This is a genomic window from Pseudodonghicola sp. (genome assembly GCF_048268305.1).
Lineage (GTDB): Bacteria > Pseudomonadota > Alphaproteobacteria > Rhodobacterales > Rhodobacteraceae > Pseudodonghicola.
Genome location: NZ_JBLWVT010000006.1, coordinates 287,858 through 310,401, shown reverse-complemented (window position 1 = coordinate 310,401; position 22,544 = coordinate 287,858). Strand labels below are relative to the sequence as shown.

Annotated in this window: 23 protein-coding genes; 17 read left to right on the top strand and 6 right to left on the bottom strand. The window is 64.3% G+C overall.

Features of this window, described 5'->3' with window-relative positions; genetic code table 11:
• The first annotated feature begins 331 nt into the window (after positions 1 to 331).
• The 5 genes from ACN0V4_RS13590 (at position 332) to ACN0V4_RS13570 (ending at position 6,499) form a co-directional block, all read left to right on the top strand.
• A complete protein-coding gene (locus ACN0V4_RS13590; protein ID WP_417676944.1) occupies positions 332 to 1,006 on the top strand; it encodes a tetratricopeptide repeat protein in 675 nt (224 codons plus the stop codon).
• A 63-nt stretch (positions 1,007 to 1,069) separates the two neighbouring features.
• Positions 1,070 to 2,404: a PQQ-binding-like beta-propeller repeat protein gene (locus ACN0V4_RS13585; RefSeq protein WP_417676942.1), complete on the top strand. Its 1,335-nt coding sequence runs from the start codon at positions 1,070 to 1,072 to the stop codon at positions 2,402 to 2,404.
• 49 nt (positions 2,405 to 2,453) lie between these two features.
• Positions 2,454 to 3,923, top strand: coding sequence for a ribosome biogenesis GTPase Der (gene der / locus ACN0V4_RS13580; RefSeq protein WP_417676940.1), 1,470 nt, complete (start codon positions 2,454 to 2,456; stop codon positions 3,921 to 3,923).
• A gap of 191 nt (positions 3,924 to 4,114) precedes the next feature.
• Positions 4,115 to 5,206, top strand: a complete 1,092-nt coding sequence (locus ACN0V4_RS13575; RefSeq protein WP_417676938.1) for a carboxynorspermidine decarboxylase — start codon at positions 4,115 to 4,117, stop codon at positions 5,204 to 5,206.
• A gap of 57 nt (positions 5,207 to 5,263) precedes the next feature.
• Positions 5,264 to 6,499, top strand: coding sequence for a saccharopine dehydrogenase family protein (locus tag ACN0V4_RS13570; protein ID WP_417676936.1), 1,236 nt, complete (start codon positions 5,264 to 5,266; stop codon positions 6,497 to 6,499).
• A gap of 131 nt (positions 6,500 to 6,630) precedes the next feature.
• Here ACN0V4_RS13570 and ACN0V4_RS13565 read toward each other — a convergent pair whose 3' ends face one another.
• Together ACN0V4_RS13565 and ACN0V4_RS13560 are read right to left on the bottom strand one after the other, a co-directional pair.
• Positions 6,631 to 7,716 carry a calcium-binding protein gene (locus tag ACN0V4_RS13565; RefSeq protein WP_417676934.1) on the bottom strand — a complete coding sequence of 362 codons (1,086 nt, stop codon included), beginning with the start codon at positions 7,714 to 7,716 and terminating at the stop codon, positions 6,631 to 6,633.
• A gap of 162 nt (positions 7,717 to 7,878) precedes the next feature.
• The gene (locus ACN0V4_RS13560; RefSeq protein WP_417676932.1) at positions 7,879 to 8,871 is read right to left on the bottom strand and encodes a calcium-binding protein; all 993 of its coding nucleotides are present in this window, start codon (positions 8,869 to 8,871) and stop codon (positions 7,879 to 7,881) included.
• Between the two features lie 301 nt (positions 8,872 to 9,172).
• On the opposite strand from ACN0V4_RS13560, the gene ACN0V4_RS13555 reads away from it, so the two are divergent.
• Together ACN0V4_RS13555 and ACN0V4_RS13550 are read left to right on the top strand one after the other, a co-directional pair.
• Entirely contained in the window at positions 9,173 to 10,165 is a 993-nt protein-coding gene (locus ACN0V4_RS13555; protein ID WP_417676997.1) for a fatty acid desaturase, read from the top strand.
• 180 nt (positions 10,166 to 10,345) lie between these two features.
• Positions 10,346 to 10,945, top strand: a complete 600-nt coding sequence (locus ACN0V4_RS13550; RefSeq protein ID WP_417676930.1) for a helix-hairpin-helix domain-containing protein — start codon at positions 10,346 to 10,348, stop codon at positions 10,943 to 10,945.
• Between the two features lie 46 nt (positions 10,946 to 10,991).
• On the opposite strand, the gene serS is transcribed toward ACN0V4_RS13550, so the two are convergent.
• Both serS and ACN0V4_RS13540 read right to left on the bottom strand, forming a co-directional pair.
• The gene (serS, locus tag ACN0V4_RS13545) at positions 10,992 to 12,284 is read right to left on the bottom strand and encodes a serine--tRNA ligase (RefSeq protein ID WP_417676928.1); all 1,293 of its coding nucleotides are present in this window, start codon (positions 12,282 to 12,284) and stop codon (positions 10,992 to 10,994) included.
• A 122-nt stretch (positions 12,285 to 12,406) separates the two neighbouring features.
• Entirely contained in the window at positions 12,407 to 13,918 is a 1,512-nt protein-coding gene (locus tag ACN0V4_RS13540; RefSeq protein ID WP_417676926.1) for a pentapeptide repeat-containing protein, read from the bottom strand.
• 300 nt (positions 13,919 to 14,218) lie between these two features.
• Here ACN0V4_RS13540 and yajC point away from each other — a divergent pair, with 300 nt between their 5' ends.
• The 10 genes from yajC (at position 14,219) to ACN0V4_RS13490 (ending at position 21,236) form a co-directional block, all read left to right on the top strand.
• Positions 14,219 to 14,503, top strand: coding sequence for a preprotein translocase subunit YajC (yajC, locus tag ACN0V4_RS13535; protein ID WP_417676924.1), 285 nt, complete (start codon positions 14,219 to 14,221; stop codon positions 14,501 to 14,503).
• Positions 14,504 to 14,584: 81 nt separating this feature from the next.
• Positions 14,585 to 16,246, top strand: coding sequence for a protein translocase subunit SecD (gene secD, locus ACN0V4_RS13530; protein ID WP_417676922.1), 1,662 nt, complete (start codon positions 14,585 to 14,587; stop codon positions 16,244 to 16,246).
• A gap of 1 nt (position 16,247) precedes the next feature.
• Positions 16,248 to 17,219, top strand: a complete 972-nt coding sequence (gene secF, locus ACN0V4_RS13525; RefSeq protein ID WP_417676920.1) for a protein translocase subunit SecF — start codon at positions 16,248 to 16,250, stop codon at positions 17,217 to 17,219.
• The gene (locus ACN0V4_RS13520) at positions 17,212 to 17,964 is read left to right on the top strand and encodes a sulfite exporter TauE/SafE family protein (RefSeq protein WP_417676919.1); all 753 of its coding nucleotides are present in this window, start codon (positions 17,212 to 17,214) and stop codon (positions 17,962 to 17,964) included. The genes secF and ACN0V4_RS13520 overlap by 8 nt, the downstream gene beginning before the upstream one ends.
• Positions 17,965 to 17,980: 16 nt before the next feature.
• Positions 17,981 to 18,334 (top strand): Mth938-like domain-containing protein, encoded by a 354-nt coding sequence (locus ACN0V4_RS13515; protein ID WP_417676917.1) that lies wholly within the window; start codon positions 17,981 to 17,983, stop codon positions 18,332 to 18,334.
• 72 nt (positions 18,335 to 18,406) lie between these two features.
• On the top strand, positions 18,407 to 19,027 hold the full coding sequence (ccmA, locus tag ACN0V4_RS13510) for a heme ABC exporter ATP-binding protein CcmA (protein ID WP_417676915.1): 621 nt from the start codon (positions 18,407 to 18,409) through the stop codon (positions 19,025 to 19,027).
• A complete protein-coding gene (gene ccmB / locus ACN0V4_RS13505; protein ID WP_417676913.1) occupies positions 19,024 to 19,680 on the top strand; it encodes a heme exporter protein CcmB in 657 nt (218 codons plus the stop codon). The genes ccmA and ccmB overlap by 4 nt, the downstream gene beginning before the upstream one ends.
• A 47-nt stretch (positions 19,681 to 19,727) precedes the next feature.
• The gene (locus tag ACN0V4_RS13500) at positions 19,728 to 20,480 is read left to right on the top strand and encodes a heme ABC transporter permease (RefSeq protein ID WP_417676911.1); all 753 of its coding nucleotides are present in this window, start codon (positions 19,728 to 19,730) and stop codon (positions 20,478 to 20,480) included.
• Positions 20,480 to 20,635, top strand: coding sequence for a heme exporter protein CcmD (gene ccmD / locus ACN0V4_RS13495; protein WP_417676909.1), 156 nt, complete (start codon positions 20,480 to 20,482; stop codon positions 20,633 to 20,635). Before ACN0V4_RS13500 ends, ccmD begins: the two co-directional genes overlap by 1 nt.
• Complete coding sequence (locus tag ACN0V4_RS13490; RefSeq protein ID WP_417676907.1) at positions 20,628 to 21,236, top strand: DsbE family thiol:disulfide interchange protein; 609 nt, start codon at positions 20,628 to 20,630, stop codon at positions 21,234 to 21,236. The genes ccmD and ACN0V4_RS13490 overlap by 8 nt, the downstream gene beginning before the upstream one ends.
• Here the strand turns inward: ACN0V4_RS13490 and ACN0V4_RS13485 are convergent.
• Positions 21,183 to 21,887 carry an SDR family NAD(P)-dependent oxidoreductase gene (locus ACN0V4_RS13485; RefSeq protein WP_417676905.1) on the bottom strand — a complete coding sequence of 235 codons (705 nt, stop codon included), beginning with the start codon at positions 21,885 to 21,887 and terminating at the stop codon, positions 21,183 to 21,185. The two genes, ACN0V4_RS13490 and ACN0V4_RS13485, sit on opposite strands and share 54 nt — an antisense overlap.
• 425 nt (positions 21,888 to 22,312) lie before the next feature.
• Positions 22,313 to 22,510, bottom strand: coding sequence for a hypothetical protein (locus ACN0V4_RS13480; protein WP_417676903.1), 198 nt, complete (start codon positions 22,508 to 22,510; stop codon positions 22,313 to 22,315).
• Between the last annotated feature and the right edge of the window lie 34 nt (positions 22,511 to 22,544).

Sequence of the window (22,544 nt, the reverse complement as noted above, 5' to 3'; positions counted from 1 at the left end):
GCCGTATCCGTAGAAACGATACTTATGGAAATGAGAGAATTGCGTCGGCAGATATACAAACTCGGCGATTGAAATGACATATGCTCAAGATGAGATTTTGTCGTCTCGTCCCCCCGCTCCTGCGGTGCCGGGGGATTTTCCGCCGGTAGCGACCCTTGGCTTGGCCGGGGATGCGCGGTAAGAGGGGGAAATGCGCCAGATCTCCGGCGGTTGGCGGTGCGGCCTTGCGTGCCGGTCGCGCGGCCGGTATCTCGGGTGATCGAAAGCGGGCCGCCCGGATGCCATCCGGGGCCGTCAACAGGAGGCCGCCAGAACCGGGGCGGGGCAAGGCATGAGCGACGCCGACAGTTTCATCGACGAGGTCACCGAAGAGGTCCGCCGCGACCGGCTTTTCACCTTGATACGCCGCTATGGCTGGATCGCCGTGGTGGTGATCGTCGCTGTGGTGGGCGGCGCGGGCTATAACGAATATCGCAAGGCGCAGGCCACGGCCACCGCCCAGGGGCTGGGCGAGGCGATGCTGGCCGCGCTCGAGCTCGACGCGCCGGCCGAGCGGGCCACGGCGCTGTCGAAGATCGAGGCCTCCACTCCGGGTGGTGAGGCTGTGCTGGGGTTCCTCTCGGCCGCCGCACAGGCCGAGGCGGGGGATACCGCTGCGGCGGTCGCCGATCTGGAGGAGGTGGCCCGCAATGGCGAACTGCCCGAGATTTACCGCCAGATCGCCAGCTTCAAGGCGCTGACCCTGCAGGCCGACACGCTGCCGGCCGATCAGCGCCGCCAGGGGTTCGAGGCTCTGGCCCAGCCGGGCGCGCCGCTGCGGCTTCTGGCCGAGGAGCAACTTGCCCTGATTGATGTGGCCGAAGGTCAGCGTGACGCGGCGATCGAAAAGCTGCAGGCGATCCTGCAGGACGCTGAAATCAATGCCACCTTGCGGCAGCGCGTTTATCAGGTCATCGTGGCGCTGGGTGGCAAGCCCGCGGCGGTGAGCGGCGTGCAGCAGGGCTGAAACCGGGGTCGCAATGGCGTGCCCAGAGCGATGTGACGACAGACTAACGACAGGCAGTTTTCCATGAGCAGAGCGTTTTCTCTTTCGCGTATCGGTCTGGCCCTGCTGGGCAGCACGGCGCTGGTTCTATCCGCCTGTTCCGAACCGGAAGAGATCCTGCCGGGCGATCGCGAGGCGATCCGCCCCGCCACCGAGGAACAGCTTGCCGCCGCCAAGCGGGGCAACGAATCCCTGGCCATCAACCTGCCGGCCCAGAAGGCCAACACCAGTTGGGAACAGGGGCAGGGCACCCCGGCCTATCGCGTTGGCAACGCGGCCTTGGCCGCGGCGCCGGCGCTGGCCTGGACCGCCCCGATCGGCGAGGGCAACAGCCTGCGCCAGCGCATCACCGCAGCGCCGGTGGTGGCGAACGGGATGATCTATACGCTCGATTCCTCGGCCCGGGTCACCGCCGTCAGCCAGAACGGGGCCGTGGCCTGGAGCGTCGATCTGATTCCCTCCTCGGATAAGGACGGGCAAGCCACCGGCGGCGGTCTGGCCTATCATCAGGGCACCATCTATGTTTCCTCCGGCTATGGCCGGCTGACCGCGCTGGACGCGGCCACCGGCGCGCAGCGCTGGCAGCAGAAGCTGGACGCGACCGGTTCAGGGCAGCCGACGGTCTATGACGGGCTGGTCTATCTGGTCGCCGGTGACGATACCGGCTGGGCGGTGAAGGCCTCGGACGGGCGCATCGCCTGGCAGATTTCCGCCACCCCGAGCGTTGCCAATGTGCTGGGCGCCCCGGCGCCGGCGCTGAGCAACGAGCTGGCGGTCTTCGCCTTCGGCTCCGGCGACCTGACGGCGACCTTCCGCAAGGGCGGCTTCCGGCGCTGGTATGCTTCGATCGCCGGCAAGCGCAAGGGCTGGGCGCGGGCGATGATCATGGATGTCACCGGCAGCCCGGTGATCGACGGCAACCGGGTTTATGCCGGCAACCAGTCGGGACGTACCGTCGCCTATGATCTGAATAGCGGTGAGCGCATCTGGACCGCGACCGAAGGGGCGCTGGGGCCGGTGGTCCCTGCCGGCGGCAGCATCTTCCTGATCAGCGACGAAAACCGGCTGACCCGGCTGGACAGCCGCGACGGCAGCACCATCTGGTCGGTGCAGCTGAGCGATTTCAAACGCGACACCGCGCGCAAGCGGGGCCCGTCCTATGCCAACTATGGGCCGATCCTGGCCGGTGGGCGGATCGTCGTCGCCTCGACCGACGGCACCGTGGGCTTCTTCGATCCGAAGGACGGACGTCGGCTGTCCTCGCTTTCCGTGCCCGCAGGCGCGGCCTCGGCGCCGGTGGTAGCGGGGCGCACCCTTTACGTCGTCAGCACCAAGGGAACACTCTACGCTTTCCGTTGAGGCCCGGATGCGCTAAAGGGCGCATTCAGGTTTTCGAAAGTCCGTTCGCATGAGTTTCTCCCTCGCCATCGTGGGTCGGCCGAATGTCGGCAAGTCCACATTGTTCAACCGTCTCGTCGGCAAGCGGCTGGCGCTGGTCGATGACCAGCCCGGTGTGACCCGTGACCTGCGCGAGGGCGAGGCGCGGCTGGGCGATTTGCGCTTTACCGTGATCGACACCGCCGGCCTTGAGGATGCCACCGACGACAGCCTGCAAGGGCGGATGCGGCGGTTGACCGAGCGCGCGGTGGACATGGCCGATGTCTGCCTGTTCCTGATCGACGCCCGTGTCGGGGTGACCCCTACGGACGAGATCTTCGCCGAGATCCTGCGCAAACGCTCTGCCCATGTGATCCTCGCCGCCAACAAGGCCGAAGGCGCCGCCGCCGACGCCGGTGTGCTTGAGGCCTATGGCCTGGGGTTGGGCGAGCCGATTCGCCTGTCGGGCGAGCATGGCGAAGGTCTGAACGACCTCTATTCCCAGCTGATGCCGATTTCCGACGAATTCGCCGAGCGGGCCGCCCAGGATGCGCCGGAGATCGAGGTGGAGATCGACGAGGATGTCGATTTCGACGATGACGGTGAAGAGATCGCCGCCACGCCGGTGCCGACGGCGGCCAAGCCGCTGCAAGTGGCGGTGGTGGGGCGCCCGAATGCCGGCAAGTCGACGCTGATCAACAAGATCCTCGGCGAGGACCGGCTGCTGACCGGGCCCGAGGCGGGGATCACCCGCGACGCCATTTCGCTGCGTATCGACTGGGACGGCACGCCGATGCGGATCTTCGACACCGCCGGCATGCGCAAGAAGGCCAAGGTGCAGGAGAAGCTGGAAAAGCTCTCGGTCTCGGACGGTCTGCGCGCGGTGAAATTCGCCGAGGTCGTGGTGGTGTTGCTGGATGCCGCGATTCCCTTTGAGCAGCAGGATCTGCGCATCGCCGATCTGGCCGAACGCGAAGGTCGTGCGGTGGTCGTCGCCGTCAATAAATGGGACGTCGAGGAGAACAAGCAGGACAAGCTGCGCGAGCTGAAAGAGGCCTTCGACCGGCTGTTGCCGCAGTTGCGCGGCGCGCCGCTGGTCACGGTTTCGGCCAAGACGGGCAAGGGGCTGGACCGGCTGCATGATGCGATCCTGCGGGCCTATGACGTGTGGAACCGCCGGATCTCGACCGCCAAGCTGAACCGCTGGCTGATTGGCATGCTGGAGCAGCACCCGCCCCCCGCGCCGCAGGGCAAGCGGATCAAGCTGCGGTACATGACCCAGGCCAAGACCCGGCCGCCAGGGTTCGTGGTGATGTGCAGCCATCCCGACAAGATGCCCGACAGCTATACGCGTTATCTGGTCAACGGGCTGCGGCAGGACTTCAACATGCCCGGCACGCCGATCCGCCTGTACATGCGCGGTCAAAACGACAAGAACCCCTATAAGGGGCGCAAGAAGGCTGGTCCCAGCGCGCTGAGAAAGCACCTGAAAGACAAATAGGGGCGTTTGCCTGTTCTATCCTTCCCCCCTCGAAAAGGGGGGAGGGGCGGAGATTGCGGGACGGCGACCCAAAATCCCGGCAAGGCCTGGTAAAATTCGCCTCCACCAAAATCAGGACTTGTTTGCAGGGGCCAAAGTTTCTATCAGCCGGGTCTCTGACGTGGTCCCCTTTGGCTGGAGGCGAACCCCCGATGCAAACGCCCTATTATCTGATCGACAAGGCGCGACTGCTCCCCAACATGGAAAAGATCGCCTGGCTGCGGGAGAATTCCGGCGCCAAGGCGCTCCTGGCGCTGAAATGCTTCGCCACCTGGTCGGTCTTCGACCTGATGAGCGAATACATGGATGGCACCACCTCGTCCTCGCTGTTCGAGGTGAAGCTGGGGCGCGAAAAGTTCCCCGGCGAGACCCACGCCTATTCGGTGGCCTGGGCCGATCACGAGATCGACGAGGTGTTGGCCAATTCCGACAAGATCATCTTCAACACCGTGGGGCAACTGACCCGGTTCGAAGAGATCAGCCGTGGCCATATCCGCGGCCTGCGCGTCAACCCCGGCGTCTCGACCTCGGGGTTCGATCTGGCCGATCCGGCGCGGCCGTTTTCGCGGCTGGGCGAACATGATCCGGTCAATATCGAGCCGGTGGCCGATCTGATCACCGGCTTCATGTTCCACAACAATTGCGAGAACGCCGATTTTGACCGTTTCGACGCCATGCTGGGGTCGATCGAACAGCGCTTTGGCCATCTGATCCGCCGGATGGATTGGATCAGCCTTGGCGGCGGCATCCATTTCACCGGCGAAGGCTATCCGCTCGACAAGTTGGCCGATCGGCTGAAACGCTTTTCCGACCAGAACCAGGTGCAGGTCTATCTGGAACCGGGCGAGGCGGCGATCACCAAGTCGACCACGCTGGAAGTCACCGTTCTGGACACGCTGTTCAACGGCAAGAACCTGGCGATCGTCGACAGCTCGATCGAGGCGCATATGCTCGATTTGCTGATCTATCGCGAAAACGCCAAGATGGAGGAAAGCGGCGACCAGCAATGGATGGTCTGCGGCAAGTCCTGTCTGGCGGGCGATATCTTCGGCGAATTCCGCTTTCCTGCCCCGCTCAAGGCCGGTGACCGGCTGAGCATTCAGGATGCCGCCGGTTACACGATGGTCAAGAAGAACTGGTTCAATGGCGTCAAGATGCCGGCCATTGCCATTCGCGAGCTGGACGGCTCCGTCCGGCTGGTGCGCGATTTCACCTATGAGGATTTTACGGCCGCTTTGTCGTGAAACCTTGAAACTGAGGCTTTACCCCAAACTACAGGAACACGAAGGAGGTCCCTTGAGTTGAAACGAGACGTTCTCATCATCGGCGCTGGCGGCGTCGCTCAGGTCGTGGCGCATAAATGCGCGCAAAACAACGATGTGCTTGGCAATATCCATATCGCCAGCCGGACGCTTTCCAAATGTGAGGCGATCCTTGAGTCAGTCCGCGAAAAGGGCTCGATGAAACAAGAGGGCGTCTTGACGGCCCATCAGGTGGACGCGATGGACACCAAGGCGGTGGCCGATCTGATCCGCCAAACCGGTGCGCAGATCGTCATCAATGTCGGCTCCGCCTTCGTCAACATGTATGTGCTCGATGCCTGCATCGAGACCGGGGCGGCCTATATCGATACCGCCATTCACGAGGACCCGGCCAAGATCTGCGAGACGCCGCCTTGGTATGCCAACTATGAATGGAAGAAACGCGATCTCTGCGCCGAGAAGGGCGTGACCGCGATCCTTGGCGCCGGCTTCGACCCGGGCGTGGTCAACGCCTTTGCCCGTTTCGCCATCGACCAGATGGATGAGGTGAAGTCGATCGACATCGTCGATATCAACGCGGGCTCCCACGGCAAGTATTTCGCCACCAACTTCGATCCGGAGATCAATTTCCGCGAATTCACCGGCACCGTCTACTACTGGGAAGACCAGCAGTGGAAGGAAACCTCGATGTTCGCTTCCGGTCGCGACTGGGATCTGCCGGTGGTCGGCACCCAGCGCGCCTATCAGTCGGGCCATGACGAGGTGCACAGCCTCGCCGCCAACTATCCCCAGGCTGACGTGCGGTTCTGGATGGGCTTCGGCGAGCATTACATCAACGTCTTCACCGTACTGCAGAACCTCGGCCTGCTGAGCGAACAGCCGGTGAAAACCGCCGAGGGGCTGGAAGTGGTGCCGCTGAAGGTGGTCAAGGCGGTGCTGCCCGACCCTGCCTCGCTGGCGCCGAATTATACTGGCAAGACCTGCATCGGCGATCTGGTGAAGGGCGTGAAGGATGGCGAAGAGGTCGAGCTTTTCGTCTATAACGTCGCCGATCACAAGGAAGCCTATGACGAGGTGGGCAGCCAGGGCATTTCCTATACCGCCGGTGTGCCCCCCGTGGCGGCCGCCATGCTGGTGGCCTCCGGTGAGTGGGATGCCAAGACCATGAAGAACGTCGAGGAGCTGGACCCGAAGCCCTTCTTCACCATTCTCGACAAGATCGGCCTGCCGACCCGGGTGAAGGACGCACGCGGCGATCATCCCTGGAACGCCTGAGGCGGGGTTTCGTCTTGGTCGTCAAAGGAAAGGCGGGCTCGGCCCGCCTTTCTCATGTCTGGGGATGGGGCGCTCATGCCGGCTGGGCCGGTCGAGCCTCCCTCTCCGGGGCGTCGAAAGGCGACCGGCGATCAGAAATCGAAATTCGTCGCGTCCTTCAGGTCGGCGACGGTCACGTCTTCGACCAGGATCGTCACATTGGCGAAATGGACCAGCACGTCGGCGCCCTTGCGGGTGAACTCCAGATCGGAGAGGTCGGAGGCGCCGCGGTCGATCACGATGGTGTCGCGGCCGATCTGGAAATCGGTGATGCGGTCATGGCCATCGCCGCGGGTGAAGATGAACTTGTCCCGCCCGCTGCCGCCGGTCAGCGTGTCATCGCCAGTGCCGCCCAGCAGTCGATCGTCGCTGTCGCCGCCGCGCAGGATGTCGGCCCCGCTGCCGCCCTTGAGCACATCCTTGCCGGCGCCCCCGTTCAGCATGTCGCTGCCGGCGCCGCCGAACAGCTTGTCGGCACCGCCGTTGCCGAACAGCCGGTCGCCCTGCTTGCCGCCGCTGATCCGGTCGTTGCCGAAATCGCCGAACAGGATATCCGCCAGCACGCCGTCCTGGGCATCGCCGGTCAGCACGTCATCGCGCATGCTGCCAACCTTGACGGCGACGCTCTTGTTCGAGAATTCAAGGATTTCGACGTTGTTCAGCACATCGCGCCCCATGGCGCCTTTGATCACCAACTGGCCGCTTTCCATGAGGATGCTGGCCGGATTATAGGCCGTGCGCAGAACGAAGGTGTCGACGCCGTCACCGCCATCGACGAAATCGTCGCCTGCGCCCAGGGTGATCCGGTCATTGCCACCGCCGGTGGCATAGGTGGCCCCCTCCGTCCAGTCGGAGAAAAACACATCGTTGCCGCCGAAGATCATCCGCTCGATTTCGGCATCTGAGGCATAGGCGACCTTGTTCAGGTCGAGCCCCAGATCCGTGATCGACGCCAGTGAGGACCCGCTATAGCTGATATGGATGCTGTCGAGCCGTCCGCCGGTGAGCTCGCCGGAATTATAGGTGAAATAGCCGCGGGCAAGGAAATAGATCCCCTCCACGTAACCGGAAATGGCCGAGGACGTAAGCGAGGGGGCGGAGACGGCATCGAAATCGATGTTCAGGAAGTCGTCATAGCTCCAACCGTTCAGGGAAGAGGAAATCGTCAAAGTCGTCATGACGGAAGCGGCCTTTATATTACCGATAATTGAAAGTCGCCTGCCTTAGCGGATTTCAGAACCCGCTCGGTGGTCGGACAGGTTCTGAAATGAAGTCACAGGTCCGGGCAGGGGATCAAGTCCGAAAGCTCGGACATGATGCCTTCCGCCGCGGCAGAACGATCAGAAATCGAAATTCCCCCCGTCCTGCAACTCGCCCAGCGTCATATGCTGGACCAGGATGGTCACGTCGGCGAAGCTGATCAGCACGTCGGCGCCCTGCTGGCTGAACGTCAGATCGGACAGACCCGCCGCCCCGTCGCCGATGGCGATGGTGTCGATCCCCAGCTGGAAATCGGCGATCCGGTCATGGCCGGCGCCGGTGGCGAAGACGAAGGTGTCGCGGCCGCCGCCGCCGCGCAGGATGTCGTCGCCGGCCCCGCCGTCAAGATAGTCGCGATTGCCATTGCCCGACAGCCGATCGTCGCCCTCGCCGCCGAACAGCCGGTCGGCCCCTCGGCGACCGATCAGGCGGTCATCGCCGGCGCCGCCGAAGAGGATATCCCAGGAGGTGATCGGATCGCTGTCACCACGCAGGATATCCCTGCCGTCCCCACCGACCTGCAGCGCGACGCTGCGGTCGGTGAACTCGATCCGCTCGATCCGGGTCAGCCTGTCGTGACCCCAGGCGCTGTCGACCAGCACCGCGCCGCCTTCGGTTTCGATGCTTTGCGGATCATAGGCAAGATCCAGCACGAAAGTGTCCCGCCCGGAGCCGCCGTCCACCGTATCGTCGCCGGCCCCCAACGTGATCCGATCATCGCCGCCGCCGGTGGCATAGCTGCCGTCCCCGTCCCAGGAGGAGGTCAGGATATCGGATTTCTGAAACATGCTCGCCACCGCGCCAGAGGCGAGATCGTCGATGTCGAGCGACAGACCGGAGAAGACTGCCATGCTGTCGCCTCCGGTCGTGAAGCTGAGGTTGGCGAGGGTGCCGCCAGTCAGCTCGCCGGCCTCCAGGGTGAAGCGTCCCTGCGCCGCGACGAAGACCCCGTCCAGGTAACCGGCAATCGTCGTCTCAGAGATCTTGAGGAGGGGGGCTGCGCCGAAATCAACGGACCAGAGATCGTTGACGCTCCAGCCGTACAGGTTGGAATAGAGGGTGAAGTTTGCCATCGGGATGCTCCTGCGATAAGCGCGGTGAATGTTCTCCTCAGGGATGATCCCCGTCGGTTAACATATATCTTAAGGTTGTTTTTTAGATTTTCAGATTAGAGGTGTTCTTTATTCGTTCTTTATTCGTTCTTTTGGGGAATGAGAGGCTTCGGCGCTCCGAACCCGGGCCGCGCCCGTCTTGGGCAGGGAAGGCGGCGGAACCGCATCCTTTTCGCGCATGACGAGCAAGATGGGTTGTGGGCTGCAACTGAACCGATTAGTTTGCGGGAGAAACCGGGACCAATGCAGAAACGGGATGATCATGGATCTTCGCGCCTACACCCGCCAATACGCCAAGCAGGACAACCGTCTTGCGGCGCTTAGCTATTTCGGAACCTTCGCGGTCTATTTCTCATCGCTCTACGTGATGATCGCCTATGCCAGCCTGTGGTATGTGATGCTGCCGGCGGGGCTGGTGCATTCGCTTTGCGCGGTGCGGCTTTACGTGCTGCAGCACGACTGCGGCCATCATTCGCTGTTCGAAACCCGTCGGCAGAACGAACTGGCGGGCGAGGTGCTGTCGCCCTTCACCTTCTCGCCCTTCCAGGTGATGAAGCAGAATCACAACGACCATCACACCGGGGTCGGCAATCTGGATCACCGCGAGACCGGGGAAATCTATACGATGACCCTGAGGGAGTGGAACCAGGCCGGATTTGGCCAGCGGCTGTTTTACCGGCTCTATCGCAATCCCTTCGTGCTGATTCCCCTGGGCTCGCTCTACACCTATTTCATCCGCTATCGCTGGCCGCGCAACACGGTGAAATACGGCGTGCGCGGCGTGCTTTTGCACAATGTCGCCGTCTTCGCCTGGCTGGGGCTGATCTGGGCGCTGTCGGGCTGGCAGGGGCTGGGTATCTATCTGACCTTCTCGGTGATCGGCGGGATGATCGGTGTGTTCCTGGTCTATCTGCAGCACAATTTCGAGGACACCTATTGGGATCGCCGCCCCGATCTCGATCCGCAAGTGGCAGCGCTGCAGGGGTCTTCGGCGCTGGATTTCGGCTGGTTCTTCGACCTGATCGTCGGTTGCATCAACCTGCATGACATTCATCATTTCAACGCGCGGATTCCCTCCTATCGGCTGCGCGCCTGCCATTACAACCTGCCGCCTGAATATACGCTGCGGCGGATCAAGTTTCCCGAGGCGGTGGCGGCGCTGAACCTCAAGCTCTGGGATGAGGAGGGCAAGCGGTTGGTGCCCTTCCCGAAGCGTCAGGCCCGTCGCGGCGAGCGTCACTCGCTGGCGGGCTGAGCCCCGCCGGCGGGGGTGGCCGCAGGGCCGGCATCGTCTTGCCCGACGGCCATGACCCTTTTACTTTTCTGTGTATGTTCCGGGCGGATCTGCGCTAGTCTCCCGGTCAGTCCGGCGCCGGTGGGAGCCGGACAAAGCCGCGAACGGGACGCGTGAGTTCGTATCCCGGAAGGAGGATAGATGAGCAAACTGACCGACATACGCGGGATTGGCCCGGCCCGGGCGGCCGTGCTGGCCGGCAACGGCTATACGTCGGTGGAGGCGCTGGCAAAGGCCCGCCCTGAAGAACTGGCCGCGATCAACGGCATTGGCCTTCCCCTGGCGAAAGACATGATCAAGGCGGCCAAGGCGCTGATCGGCAAGGTGGAGAGCGCACCGGCGCCCGAGGCAGAGGCGGGCAAGCCGCATGTGGTTGCGCCGGCCCCCGGTCTCAAGCTTCGTGCCGCGCGTGGTCGCGCCGGAGCGGTCAAGCGCAAGCCGCGATCGGACAGTCTGCGCAAGGCCGAGAAGCGGGCCAAGCCGGCGGCCGCTGCCATGGCTGGGGCGCCCGCAGTCCCAGACGTGCCATTGCCGCCGGCCACGATCGTGGCCGGGGATGAGCCGGGGGCGCTGAAGAAGGCAAAGGTGCGCGCCAAGGCCGCCAAGGCCCTGAAAAAGGCCGAGGCGCTGGCCAAGGCCTTTGAGGCGGCCGAGAAGAAGGCGAAGAAAAAGGCCAAGAAGGCCAAGAAGAAGGAAAAGGAAGCCAAGGCCGAGAAGAAGGCGGCCAAGGCCAAGGGCTGACGCATATGGGTGCGGCGCCGGACGGTTTGCCGCCCGGCGTCGTTGATCAGGCCAGCTCGCCCGTGGCGGTCAGCGTCAGCTTGCCGCCCAGATAGGGGACCAGCACCTCGGGCAGGGTGACCGAGCCGTCTTCGTTCTGGCCGTTCTCCAGCACCGCGATCAGGCAGCGCCCGACCGCCAGGCCCGAGCCGTTCAGCGTATGCACGAACTCGGGCTTGCCGCCGCCCTCGGGGCGGAACCGCGCGTTCATCCGCCGCGCCTGGAAATCGCCGCAGGTCGAGACACTGGAAATCTCGCGATAGGTGTCCTGCCCGGGCAGCCAGGCCTCGATATCGAAGGTGCGCCGCGCGCCGAAGCCCATGTCGCCGGTGCAGAGCACGATGGTGCGATAGGGGATGCCCAGTTTCTCAAGAATCCCCTCGGCGCAGCGCAGCATGCGTTGCTGTTCGGCGTCGCTCTCGTCGGGCTTGGTGATCGACACCATCTCGACCTTCTCGAACTGGTGCTGGCGCAGCATGCCGGCGGTGTCCTTGCCGGCGGAGCCGGCTTCCGAGCGGAAGCAGAGCGTGTGCGAGGTCATCCGACGGGGCAGGGCGGCCTCGTCGAGGATTTCACCGGCGACCGTATTGGTGAGCGTCACCTCCGAAGTCGGGATCAGCCACAGCCCTTCCCGCATCAGATAGCTGTCCTCGCCGAATTTCGGCAATTGGCCGGTGCCATACATCGCCTCTTCGCGGACCAGAACCGGGGTGTTCATCTCGGTCAGGCCGTTTTCGTCGACATGGGTGTTCAGCATGAACTGCGCCAAGGCCCGGTGGATACGTGCCACCGCGCCCCTCAGCACGACGAAACGCGCGCCCGAGAGTTTCGCGGCGGTCTCGAAATCCATGCCCGGGATCACGCCCGACAGCTCGTAATGCTCCTTCGGTTTGAACGCGAAGGTCTTCGGCGTGCCCCAGCGGTGGATTTCCACATTGTCGGCCTCATCTTCGCCATCGGGGATGTCGTCATAGGGCAGGTTGGGGATGCCGGCCAGCATCTCGGTCAGCCGGGTGTCGAGCTCCTTGGCCTCGGCCTGCATGGCGGCGACTTCGGATTTCTTGTCGGCCACCTCGGCGCGCAGCCGTTCGAATTCGGCCTCGTTGCCCTTGGCCTTGGCGGCGCCGATGGCCTTGGCGGCCTTGTTCTGATCCGCCTGCGCGGTCTCGGCCGCCAGGATCTTGGCGCGCCGCGCCTCGTCCAGCGTCAGGAGTTCCGACGAGAGGGCCGAGACTCCCCGGCGTGCAAGCGCGGCGTCAAAGGCCTGCGGGTTCTCGCGGATGGCACGGATGTCATGCATGGGGAGGCTCCCTCGGAAGGTGTGAATCGTGGGGGCCTTATGCAACATGTCGCCCCTGAGGGGTAGGGGGGCATTGGCTTCGCCTTAGTGCAAAGTCTTAGTTGATCTAACGGGAACGAACGTCAGTAGGCGCTACAGTTGTTTCTACGTGCCCAGTCATGCCATCGCCTCTTTAGTTCTCCCCAAGGCAACGGCGTGGTGATCCAATGTGGCTGTTCTTGTTCTTCTGTGCTTTTGACGCTGCAGTCACAGAGGATTGTATGAAGTTTCTCCGCTGAAATATTTTGCTCCGTTAGGTCGGTGTCTCTCACCAAGCTGCCTGAAACTTGATTTTCGAGAAGTATTTTGAGGAAACCAGGGTTTCCACGGAAATAGCATTCTCGAAATGTAGCGTTTTCGAAGACTGTCGCCCAGAGCTTTGAGTTCTTGAAGCTAGCGCCGGAGAAATCAGCTCGGGCACAATAGGCTCCCTCGAAGCAACTTCCTATAAAAATAGCGTTTGTGAAGTTGCAGTCCGACAGATTTGCTCTTTGCAGATTCGAATGTGACAAATCCAAGCGAAAGGCCTTTGGATTCCTATTACGTTCCAGTTGAATACCCTTCTCCGGCCTTCGTCCCAAAACTGACAGGGCGGTTTGAATGTCCTGTCGGATTCTTGGCAAGGAACTTGCCCAATGATCGAGTGTTTCATCGTTTAGTTCGAGCGGGGTCCAGCCTCCGGTGTTAGCTTCCCGATAGTCAGGGTGAAGGTATATCTGTTCTGGATTCAGCCCTGGTCCGTGCTCGGTGCCTTCAGCCAATTTTTCGGAAATTTCATGTGGGCTTCGAGCTCCCGTTTGGGCTGGTGAATTTTCGCGAATATACGCGCAGAGGATTTCTATGACCTGCACGTGGTCCCGATCACTGTCCTGCGCGATGCGTTCCAAGGCATAGATTGCGCCGATGCGGATTTCTAAGTTCGGTACGGTTTTTGAAATGTTTGTCCAGTCGCCAAACTGTAGGTGCTGGTCCATTTCGTCTTCGCTCATTCCGCGCATGTAGCTAGGAAGACGGTGTTTGATATCTGGACCATCTCCCCAATATTGCGTAAATCCGTCTCTCAGTTCTAGATCGCCATTTTTATTTTTCCAGTATACTACTCGACCGCGGAAATGGATGATTTTTTCCGCCCCCAGCCCCTCAACCGCCTTGTTGATCCGGTCAGTAATCAACCCCTCCTGTGCCGTCCGAGTTTGTTCTCCAGTCATCCGCACCTTGATCAGCGTGAAGGGCAGGGCCACCACTGCCCCCAGGGTGGCCGTCAGTCCGGCGATGCGGGCGATGGAAAAGCCCCAGACCCCGCCGGGATCGTCGGGGATGCCCATCCAGATCAGATCCCAGATCAGCCAGATCAGCCCCACCGTGAGGGTCAGGAAAAGCGCGCCCCAGAACGTGAGCACGATCAGGAACAGGCCGGAGTTCAGGCTGGCGAGCCCCAGCCGGTCCTTCAACCGCTCCAATGGGGCGACAGAGTTGGAGCCGGCGGGGACCATCGCGCCGAAGATCACCAGTGTCAGCAGGGCAAGCCCGCCGATCCCGGCGATGGCCCAGAAGACATCCGGCGGGATCGGCAGGGTGGTGGTCTGATCGCTCATGTCGCGCTCCGGTTGCGGTTCGGCGCAGCATGCCGTGTCGGGGCGGCGCGACCAAGCGTTTCGTGGCGGCGCCGCGCTGAGGCCCGTGCCGGTGTCCGGCGGCGGCTGGCGAGACGATGGAGGCGAGGCAAACCGATCCAAAGCCCCGGATTGCAACCGCTTTTCCCCGCCTCACGCAAATGTCGTGTGACGCCGCCGCAGCAGTGACATACGCCGCCTTGCAATGGACCCTCTCCCGACATAGGTTCCCGGCAATCCGCGGGGCTGGCCCCCGCCTTTTCCGGTTAGAAGGAACACCCCATGCAAGGTGGCGCAATCGCCCAGTTTCTCCCGCTCATCCTGATCTTCGCGATCATGTATCTGCTGCTGATCCGTCCCCAGCAGAAGAAGGTCAAACAGCATCAGGCCATGGTCGAGGCGCTGCGCCGGGGCGATCAGGTCGTCACCCAGGGCGGGATGATCGGCAAGGTCTCCAAGGTCAAGGAAGACGGCGAGATCGAGCTTGAGATCGCCGAGAACGTCCGCGTGCGGGTGGTCAAGTCGACCATCGCCCAGGTTCTGAGCAAGACCGAGCCGGCGAAGTAATCGCCGCAATCGCCTGTGCGCGCGGGGGCCTTGCGGCTCTCGTCGCATCCTGCTTTTCGACCCCACTGAAAAGGCCGGGTTATGATGCAATTCGAACTTTGGAAACGGGTGCTGATCTGGGCTGTCTGCGCAGCCGGCATCATCCTCTCCCTGCCCAACGCCTTCTATACCCGGGTCGAGCAGGCCAATGACGCCCGCGCCGCGATCGAGAAGACCGGCGCCACCCCCGAGCTTGAGGCGCAGGCGGCGCGCTGGCCGTCCTATCTGCCCTCCGATCTGGTCAACCTCGGGCTCGACCTGCGGGGCGGCGCCCATCTGCTGGCCGAGGTCCGGGTCGCCGATGTCTACAAGTCCCGGATGGAGGCGCTCTGGCCGGAAATCCGCGACGCGCTGCGCAACGAGCGCGCCGCCGTCGGCACCATCCGGCTGCAACCCTCGCCGGATGACGAGCTGCGGATCCGCATCAGCCAGCCCGAGGGCATGGCCAAGGCGCTGGAGATCGTGCGCGGCCTGTCGCGGCCGATCCAGTCGCTGTCTGGCGTCGGCTCGACCGATATCGTGGCCTCGGGCCAGGGCGACGAGATCACCGTCAAGCTGTCGGAGGCCGAAAAGCTTGCCACCGACGACCGCACCGTGCGCCAGTCGCTGGAGATCATCCGCCGCCGCATCGACGAGGTCGGCACCCGTGAACCCACCATCCAGCGCCAGGGCACCGACCGCATCCTGATCCAGGTGCCGGGCATCGGCAGCGCCGCCGAGCTGAAGGCGGTGATCGGCACCACGGCGCAACTGACCTTCAACCCGGTGGTCAGCCGTGGCACCAATCCGGACGCCGCCCCGGGCGTCGGCAACAAGATCGTGCCGGCTCAGACTGAAAAGGGCGTCTATTACACCATCGAATCCGTGCCGGTCGTCACCGGCGAGGACCTGGTGGACGCACAGCCGAGCTTCGATCAGAACGGTCGTCCGGCGGTCAGCTTCCGCTTCAATACCTCGGGCGCGCGCAAGTTCGGCGATTACACCCGCGACAATATCGGCAGCCCCTTCGCCATCGTGCTGGATAACGAGGTGATCAGCGCTCCGGTGATCCAGGCCCATATCGCCGGCGGTTCGGGCATCATCACCGGGAATTTCACCGTCGAGGAAAGCACCAATCTGGCGGTGCTGCTGCGCGCCGGCGCCCTGCCTGCGGGGCTCGATTTCCTCGAAGAACGCACCATCGGCCCGGAACTCGGCCAGGACAGCATCGACGCCGGCAAGCTGGCGACGGGCGTGGCCTTTGCCGGGGTGCTGATCTTCATGACCGCGGCCTATGGGCTGTTCGGCATCTTCGCCAATATCGCACTGATCCTGAACGTCACCCTTTTGTTCGGGTTCCTGTCCCTGGTGGGGGCGACCCTGACGTTGCCCGGCATCGCCGGCATCGTGCTGACGGTCGGCATGGCGGTCGACGCGAATGTGCTGATCTTCGAACGTATCCGCGAGGAGCTGAAGACAGCCAAGGGCCCGGCGCGGGCGATCGAGCTTGGCTATGAGAAAGCGCTGAGCGCCATTCTCGACGCCAATATCACCACTTTCATCACCGCCGTGATCCTGTTCGCCATCGGCTCCGGCCCGGTGCGTGGCTTTGCCATCACGCTGGGGCTGGGGCTGATCACCTCGGTCTTCACGGCCATCTACGTCACCCGGCTGCTGATCTCCTCGTGGTATGATCGCCGCCGGCCCAAAACGATCGAGGTGTAAGATGCGACTGCGACTGGTTCCCGATCATACCGCCTTCAACTTTTTCAAGCACTGGAAGCTGTGGCTGGGGTTCTCCGGCACCATGATGGTGATTGCCCTCGCCTCCTTCCTGATGCAGGGGCTGAACTACGGCATCGACTTCCGGGGCGGCACGACCATCCGCACCGAAAGCCCCCAGGCCGTGGATGTCGGCGTCTATCGTGACGCGCTCAACCCGCTGGGGTTGGGCGATGTGCTGATCTCCGAAGTCTTCGATCCCAACTTCCGCGCCGATCAGCATGTGGCGATGATCCGCATCCAGGCGCAGGACGAGCAAGAGGCGGTCTCGGCCGCGATGATCGAAAAGGTCGAGGCGGCGCTGAAGGGCGTGGCGCCGGACATCAAGTTCGTCTCGGTCGAATCCGTCGGGCCCAAGGTCTCGGGCGAGCTGATCCAGACCGCGTTTTTGGCGGTCGCGCTGGCGATCGGGGCGGTGCTGATCTACATCTGGCTGCGCTTCGAATGGCAATTCGCCATGGGCGCGGTGATCGCGCTGATCCACGACGTGCTGCTCACCATCGGCATCTTTTCCGAGCTGCAGATCAAGTTCGACCTGTCGATCATCGCGGCGCTGCTGACCATCGTCGGCTATTCGCTGAACGATACCGTGGTCGTATTCGACCGGGTGCGGGAAAACCTGCGCAAGTACAAGCAGATGCCGCTGGCCGAATTGCTGAACCTGTCGATCAACGAAACCCTGAGCCGGACGCTGATGACCTCGCTCACCACGCTGCTGGCGCTGATCGCGCTTCTCGTCTTGGGCGGCGACGTGATCCGCGGCTTCGTCTTCGCGATGACCTGGGGCGTGGTGGTCGGCACCTATTCGTCGATCTTCGTGGCCTCGACCATCGTTCTGTTCCTTGGCGTCAAGCGCGACTGGTCCAAGCCCGACCCGAAGACCGGTGGCAATCAATTCGCCAATATTGATGCCTGAGGCGCTGGCTCAGGCCCTGGCGACGCCGGGGCTTGGCTGGCTGGTGTTGGCCGCCTTTCTGGCCGGCACCGTGCGCGGTTTTTCCGGTTTTGGCACCGCGCTGGTCTTCATGCCGGTGGCGGCCCTGGTGCTGCCGCCGGTCTGGGCCATCGTCACCGTGGCGCTGATGGATGCCTTCGGCCCGCTGCCGAACCTGCCCGGGGCGCTGCGCCAGGCCGACCGGCGCGATCTGCTGCGGATGTTGATCGCCACGGTTCTTGGGTTGCCGCTGGGGCTCTGGGTCCTGCAGGCGGTGGCTCCCGAGGTCTTTCGCTTCGGGGTCTCCTTCCTGGCGCTGGCGATGCTGACCTGCCTGATCGCCGGACTGCGCTATCACGGCCGGCTGGGGCCGGGGCTGATCTTCGGCACCGGCGGCATGTCGGGCTTTCTGGGCGGGGCCGCCGGCCTGCCGGGGCCGCCGGTGATCCTGCTCTATATGGCGAGCCCGAATCCGGCGCCGGTTGTCCGTGCCTCGACGCTGTCCTATCTCTTTCTCTACAACATCCTGCTGATCGGCTTTCTGGCCTGGCAGGGGCTGCTGAGCGGCGTTCCGGTCTGGCTGGGGCTCGTGCTGGGGCTGCCCAATCTGGCGGGCAACGTGGTCGGCGGGCAGATGTTCCGGCCCGGGCTGGAAAAGACCTATCGCACCGCCGCCTATACCATCATCGCCGGATCCGCCCTGACCGGGCTGCCGATCTGGGGCTAACTCTGGGGAACAGCACATGCGTGTCACCGAAGTTGTCTATAACGACTCGAATCCGATCGACGGCTATGGCCCGGGGTTCTTCCGCATCGGCGGGACGGTCTTTCACGGCGCGGTGCTGACCGGGCCGAAGGGCACCACCGCCTGGGGCGGCTATGACGACCGCGCCCCGCTTATCGCGCTCGCCGCCGAGGTCGACGTGATCTTTATCGGCACCGGCGCCGAGATCGGTCATATTCCAGACGCCCTGCGCGCGCCGCTGGAAGAGGCGGGGATTGGGGTCGAGGCCATGGCCTCGCCCGCCGCCTGCCGCACCTACAACGTGCTCCTGTCCGAAGGCCGCCGCATCGCCATGGCGCTGCTGCCGGTCTGAGCCATCGGCTGCGACGCGGCAGCGCCGCAAAGCGTCTTTCTCGAACGGGCGCAATCGGCTAAGCGGAGCGTCATGGATTTGCGTGTTTCCGATCTGACCGTGGCCCGGGGCGGGCTGCCGGTGCTCTCCGGGCTCAGCTTCGTGCTGGAGCCTGGCCGGGCGCTGATCCTGCGCGGGCCGAACGGCATCGGCAAGACCACGCTGTTGCGCACGCTGGCCGGGCTGCAGCCTCCGGTCGCGGGCCGGATCGAGGGGGCGGAGGATCGCGTCGCCTATGCCGCCCATGCCGACGGGCTGAAACCGACCCTGACCGTTGCGGAGAACCTGCGCTTCTGGGGATCGGTCTTCGGCGCCGGCGACATCGCCCCGGCGCTTGACGCCTTCGAGCTGGGCGCATTGGCCCATCGCGCCGCCGGCAGCCTCTCGGCCGGGCAAAAGCGCCGGCTCGGGCTGGCGCGGCTCCTGGTGACGAGACGGCCGGTCTGGGTGCTGGACGAACCCACCGTCTCGCTCGATACCCATGCGGTGGGGCTGTTTGCCGAGGCGGTGCGCGCCCATCTGGCCTGGGGCGGCCTGGCGCTGATCGCCACCCATATCGACCTCGGCCTCTCCGAGGCCGCGGTGCTGGACCTCGCTCCGTTCAAGGCGGTGCTCGCCCCGGTCACCGACGAATTCGACGAGGCCTTTTTGTGATCGCGCTTCTGCTCAGGGATTTGCGGCTGGCGGTGCGGGCGGGCGGCGGCTTTGGCCTGGGGCTGGCTTTTTTCCTGATCGTCACCATTCTGGTGCCCTTCGGCGTCGGCCCCGAAACCGCGCTCCTGTCCTCCATCGCGCCGGGCATCCTCTGGCTCGGCGCGCTGCTGGCCTGCCTGCTGTCGCTCGATCGTATCTTCGCGCTGGACTGGGAGGATGGCACGCTCGACCTGCTGGCCACCGCGCCGCTGCCGCTCGAGGCGGTGGTGAGCGTCAAGGCTCTGGCCCATTGGCTGACCACCGGTCTGCCGCTGGTGCTGGTGGCGCCGCTTCTGGGGGTGCTTTTGAACCTGGCGCCGCAGGGATATCTGTGGCTGCTGATCTCGCTGGCGCTCGGCACCCCGGCGCTCTCGGTGCTGGGCACCTTCGGCGCGGCGCTGACCGTGGGGCTGAAACGCGGCGGGCTGCTGCTGTCGCTTCTGGTGCTGCCGCTCTATGTGCCCAGCCTGATCTTCGGAGCCGAGGTCGCCCGCCGCGGCGCGCTGGGGTTGCAGCTGACCACCCCGCTTTTGTTGCTGGCCGGCATCAGCGCCGGGGCGATCGCGCTGCTGCCCTTCGCCAGCGCTGCGGTGCTGCGTGTCAATCTGCGCTGAATGTGTTGTGAGTTGAGCCGGACCGGAGGAGGGGCTAGAGAAGCATCATGTCGGCGAGCGAGAAACTGAACAGCCTGTGGTCCTATGCCAACCCCAGAAAATTCCTGGCGGTGACCGAGCGGATGATACCCTGGCTCTGGACCCTGTCGGCGGGCTGTCTGATCGTCGGGCTGATCTGGGGGTTCTTCTTCACCCCTGACGATTACCGCCAGGGGGCCACCGTCAAGATCATCTATCTGCATGTGCCGGCTGCCCTGATGGCAATCAATGGCTGGCTGATGATGCTGGTCACCTCGCTGATCTGGTTGATCCGCCGCCACCACGTCAGTGCGCTGGCAGCCCGCGCGGCGGCGCCGGTGGGGGCCACCATGACGGTGATCGCCCTGGTCACCGGTGCCATCTGGGGCCAACCGATGTGGGGCACCTGGTGGGCCTGGGATCCGCGGCTGACCTCCTTTCTGATCCTGTTCCTGTTCTACCTCGGCTATATGGCGCTGTGGTCGGCGATCGAGGATCCGGATACGGCGGCCGATCTGACCTCGGTCCTTTGCCTCGTCGGTTCGGTCTTCGCGCTGCTCAGCCGCTATGCGGTGAACTTCTGGAATCAGGGGCTGCATCAGGGCGCCTCTCTCAGCCTCGACAAGAAAGAGAATGTGGCGAATGTCTTCTACATCCCGCTGCTGGTCTGCATCGCGGGCTTTGTGCTGCTGTTCATCGCGCTGGTCTTCTATCGGACCGGCACCGAAATCCGCGCCCGCCGCATCCGGGCGCTGGAAGCGCGCGAAAGGGCGGGGGCCTGATGCCTGATCTTGGAAAATACGCCGATACGGTGCTGTCGGCCTATGCCGCCTCGATCCTGCTGCTGATCGGGCTGGTGGCGATCAGCCTCTGGCGCGGCCGCAGGGTCCGGGCCGAGATGGATGCGCTTGAGAAAAGGATGCGCCGCGATGGCTAGGGTTTCCCCGATCATGCTGATCCCGCCGGTGATCTTCGCCGGCTTCGTGGCGCTCGCCGCCGTCGGCATGTTCCGCGACGACCCCGAGGCGCTGCCCTCGGCCCGCGAGGGGCAAAGCGCGCCGCCGGTGGTGCTGAGCGAATTTCCCGGCCACGAAAGTTTCGACGACGCCCGGCTCAGGACCTCGGGGGTGAAGCTGGTCAATTTCTGGGCCAGCTGGTGCGCCCCCTGCCGGGTCGAGCATCCCAACCTCTCGGCGCTGGCCGCCGAAGGGGTGGAGGTGCTGGGGGTGAACTACAAGGACGAGACCTCGAACGCCGTCAAGTTCCTCAGGGAGCTGGGCGATCCCTATGCCGCGCTCGGCCGCGATCCCGAGGGCAAGATGGCGCTGGACTGGGGGGTCTATGGCGTGCCCGAGACCTATGTGATCGACGGCGAGGGTACCATCCTGATGCGCTTTGCCGGCCCGATCACCCAGCGGGTGATCGCCGAGAAGCTGCGTCCGCTGCTGAAGAAGGCGGAGAAATCCGCCGAGGCCACCAGCGGATCAGAGCCGATACCCGCCGGAGACGGTCAGGACCTCTCCGGTGATGAAGGCTGAGGCCTCCGAGACCAGAAAGCGCACCGCCCTGGCGATATCCTCAGGCCGGCCGATCCGGCCAAGCGCCGTCAGCGCGACGAGGGCCGCGGTCAGCTCCGCATCGCGCGGCGCCTCGGGGGTATTGACCGGCCCCGGCGCCACCGCGTTGACGCGGATGCCCTGCGGTCCCAACTCCTTTGCCATCGCCCGGGTCCAGAGGTTCAGCGCCGCCTTGCTGGCGCCATAGAGCGCGGCGTCGCGCGGCGGCAGCTCCGCATTGACCGAGGAGATGCTGACGATCGCCGCCCCCGGCTGCAGATGCGGCAGGGCGGCGGCCAGCAGCGCGACCGGGGCCAGCAGGTTCACATCAAGGAGCGCCCGTTGCGCGGCGCGGTCGATATGCTCCTTCGGGGTGCTGGCCACCACGCCGGCATTGTTGATGATCACGTCGATCCGGCCGAAGCGGGCCAGCGTCTGCGCCACCACCGCCTCGGCCGCGGCATCCTCGGCCAGATCGGCGCGGATCGCCACCGCCTCGGGGCAGTTCTCCTGCAGCGCAGAGGGCGGGGTGCTGTGCCAGGTGAAGGCCAGGGCATGATCCTGCGCCAGATCCTCGACAATGGCGCGGCCGATCCCCCTGGCGCCGCCGGTTACCAGTGCCACTTTCCGCATCCTGTCTCTCCCCGTGCAGCGCCGTCGCGGCGAGCGTTTCGACTTGGTGCCTGGCTGTCAATGCTCCATCTGGCGACGGGCGGGGACAGGGGGCTGTCTGCCCCCTCTTGGGCCTTTGGCCCAATTCACCCCCGACCGTATTTCTGCCGAGAAGAAGCAGGGCCGTCAGCCATCGGGTTGACGGCCCGCCCGCAGCCGGACCACGAAGTCGCGCAAGAGCGGCACCCGGCGGGGTCGGAAGCTTTCGCCGCAGCGCCTGGCAGCACGGATCGAGGTGACCTTGAACTGGCGAAAGTCCTGTCCGAGACGGCAGCGCCACCACGGGATCCAGATAGGCCGGCGCCAGCGGATAGATATCGACACCGTGATTGTCGCGATAGGTGATCTCCGGCACCTCCTCGGTCAGCTTGCCCTGCGCAGCAGGTTCAGATCCAGGAGCGCCCGTTGCGCGCCAGCGTTTCGGGGACCGCCGCCTCGGCCGCCTCGTCCCGCACCAGATCGCGCCCCGGCCGCACCCTGGGCGGGGGGCAGGTGAAGGCCTCCGCGCGATCGCGGGCCAGATCCTCGACGATGGTGCGCCCGGCTCCTGTCGCGCCACCGGTCACCAATGCGGCCTTTCTCATTCAGTTTGCTCGCTCCCAATGCGCCCGCCGGAGG

What these genes read in the sequence shown, in the direction of transcription:
- ACN0V4_RS13590 (WP_417676944.1), top strand. Translation starts at nt 332, where the DNA reads ATGAGCGACGCCGACAGTTTCATCGACGAGGTCACCGAAGAGGTCCGC.
- ACN0V4_RS13585 (WP_417676942.1), top strand. Translation starts at nt 1,070, where the DNA reads ATGAGCAGAGCGTTTTCTCTTTCGCGTATCGGTCTGGCCCTGCTGGGC.
- der (WP_417676940.1), top strand. Translation starts at nt 2,454, where the DNA reads ATGAGTTTCTCCCTCGCCATCGTGGGTCGGCCGAATGTCGGCAAGTCC.
- ACN0V4_RS13575 (WP_417676938.1), top strand. Translation starts at nt 4,115, where the DNA reads ATGCAAACGCCCTATTATCTGATCGACAAGGCGCGACTGCTCCCCAAC.
- ACN0V4_RS13565 (WP_417676934.1), bottom strand. Translation starts at nt 7,716, where the DNA reads ATGACGACTTTGACGATTTCCTCTTCCCTGAACGGTTGGAGCTATGAC.
- ACN0V4_RS13560 (WP_417676932.1), bottom strand. Translation starts at nt 8,871, where the DNA reads ATGGCAAACTTCACCCTCTATTCCAACCTGTACGGCTGGAGCGTCAAC.
- ACN0V4_RS13555 (WP_417676997.1), top strand. Translation starts at nt 9,173, where the DNA reads ATGGATCTTCGCGCCTACACCCGCCAATACGCCAAGCAGGACAACCGT.
- ACN0V4_RS13550 (WP_417676930.1), top strand. Translation starts at nt 10,346, where the DNA reads ATGAGCAAACTGACCGACATACGCGGGATTGGCCCGGCCCGGGCGGCC.
- serS (WP_417676928.1), bottom strand. Translation starts at nt 12,284, where the DNA reads ATGCATGACATCCGTGCCATCCGCGAGAACCCGCAGGCCTTTGACGCC.
- ACN0V4_RS13540 (WP_417676926.1), bottom strand. Translation starts at nt 13,918, where the DNA reads ATGAGCGATCAGACCACCACCCTGCCGATCCCGCCGGATGTCTTCTGG.
- yajC (WP_417676924.1), top strand. Translation starts at nt 14,219, where the DNA reads ATGCAAGGTGGCGCAATCGCCCAGTTTCTCCCGCTCATCCTGATCTTC.
- secD (WP_417676922.1), top strand. Translation starts at nt 14,585, where the DNA reads ATGATGCAATTCGAACTTTGGAAACGGGTGCTGATCTGGGCTGTCTGC.
- secF (WP_417676920.1), top strand. Translation starts at nt 16,248, where the DNA reads ATGCGACTGCGACTGGTTCCCGATCATACCGCCTTCAACTTTTTCAAG.
- ACN0V4_RS13520 (WP_417676919.1), top strand. Translation starts at nt 17,212, where the DNA reads ATGCCTGAGGCGCTGGCTCAGGCCCTGGCGACGCCGGGGCTTGGCTGG.
- ACN0V4_RS13515 (WP_417676917.1), top strand. Translation starts at nt 17,981, where the DNA reads ATGCGTGTCACCGAAGTTGTCTATAACGACTCGAATCCGATCGACGGC.
- ccmA (WP_417676915.1), top strand. Translation starts at nt 18,407, where the DNA reads ATGGATTTGCGTGTTTCCGATCTGACCGTGGCCCGGGGCGGGCTGCCG.
- ACN0V4_RS13500 (WP_417676911.1), top strand. Translation starts at nt 19,728, where the DNA reads ATGTCGGCGAGCGAGAAACTGAACAGCCTGTGGTCCTATGCCAACCCC.
- ccmD (WP_417676909.1), top strand. Translation starts at nt 20,480, where the DNA reads ATGCCTGATCTTGGAAAATACGCCGATACGGTGCTGTCGGCCTATGCC.
- ACN0V4_RS13490 (WP_417676907.1), top strand. Translation starts at nt 20,628, where the DNA reads ATGGCTAGGGTTTCCCCGATCATGCTGATCCCGCCGGTGATCTTCGCC.
- ACN0V4_RS13485 (WP_417676905.1), bottom strand. Translation starts at nt 21,887, where the DNA reads ATGCGGAAAGTGGCACTGGTAACCGGCGGCGCCAGGGGGATCGGCCGC.
- ACN0V4_RS13480 (WP_417676903.1), bottom strand. Translation starts at nt 22,510, where the DNA reads ATGAGAAAGGCCGCATTGGTGACCGGTGGCGCGACAGGAGCCGGGCGC.